Genomic DNA, 1,407 nt, shown 5'->3' with positions numbered 1-1,407 from the left:
CACTAGTGTCGCATAAAAAATATCAATAGACATAATAAATCTGAATTTTCTGTAACTATATTTTTCCATAAAAAAATCCTTTATAATGGTTTGGTGGTAGTAAACCTATCCAAATCCAATATAAAGGAATCACGATTATGGATAAGTTTACACGAAAAACATCATTTGAACAATGGTTTTCACCAATTAATTTCAACTTATTTGACGATATGGTGAAAGCCTATCATTTAGATTACTATACAAAGAAGCTTTATATGGCTTCATTTCTGAAATTACTGTTGTACGCTCAATTACATGAAACCGAGAGTTTGCGAGCTTTAAGTGACGCTGTTTTTTCTGAAGAATTACAACGTGCAACAGGTCTTCCATCGATTAGCTTTTCCCAATTAGGAAGACGAATCAATGCCATTCCAACGGTTTTCTTTCAATCGATTTTTCTTGATTTAGTGGCTCAAATTCATGAGAAAACACATTTTCAAAAGCGAAGAAAGCTGACAACGCCACTAAAAATCATTGATTCGAGTACGTTGCCACTGAATTTGACGAACCACAAATGGGCAGAGTTCCGAAAAACAAAATCGGGCGTGAAGCTTCACTTGCGTCTTGTATTCATGGAAAAAAGACTTTCTTATCCCGACAAGGCCGTACTGACAAACGCAATCGAACATGATCGTGGTCAATTAGAGGTATTCATTGATGATCAAGAATGCCTGTACGTGTTCGATCGTGGATACTTAGATTATGAGCGATTTGACCGTATGACGGATGATGGGTATTTCTTTGTTTCACGTTTACGAAAAAACGCTGTCGTCCGTGTGTTAGAACGATTTTCGTTACCTGAAGATTCGCCTGTATTCTCCGATGAAATGGTGGTTATTGGAACCACGCAAAATCGTTCTGAAAACGCGTTCCGTCTCATCAAATTGTTGGATACAAAAGGAAATGAACTTCATTTACTGACGAATCGTTTTGATATGGATGCAGATGAAATCGCTGAAATCTATAAGTCACGTTGGGCCATTGAACTCTTTTTCAAATGGATGAAACAACACTTGAATATCAAGAAGTTCTACGGCCACAGTGAACAAGCCGTACACAACCAAGTATACGTAGCGATGATTGTATACTGTTTAAATGTGTTAGCTCAGTTGAACACTAATAGTGACCGAAGTACGTTACAAATAAGTCGATATTTGAAAGCAGCTTTATGGAAATCTGCACACATTTGGTTACGGAAAATCGAAGGGATGAGCGTTCCTTAAAGGTTGATTTGTCGTTGTTGCACTCGTCTTAAGCTATAGGTAAAAAATGGATGTTTACTACCTTTATTTAGGTGTTTTCGTTTTTCGCTAATTTTCCAGAAAAATAAAATCTGAAATTTCAAAACTTATTTATGCGACGCTAGTG

1 protein-coding gene is annotated in these 1,407 nt (G+C 36.6%); it reads left to right on the top strand.

Going from position 1 to position 1,407, the window contains the following annotated elements; genetic code table 11:
- Positions 1 to 137: 137 nt before the first annotated feature.
- Complete coding sequence (locus tag ACFPOH_RS11055) at positions 138 to 1,262, top strand: IS4 family transposase (protein WP_096550083.1); 1,125 nt, start codon at positions 138 to 140, stop codon at positions 1,260 to 1,262.
- Positions 1,263 to 1,407 lie beyond the last annotated feature (145 nt).

The sequence above is a fragment of the Ureibacillus suwonensis genome, from assembly GCF_042655065.1.
Taxonomy (GTDB): domain Bacteria; phylum Bacillota; class Bacilli; order Bacillales_A; family Planococcaceae; genus Ureibacillus; species Ureibacillus suwonensis.
This window is presented reverse-complemented; position numbering and strand designations above follow the sequence as displayed.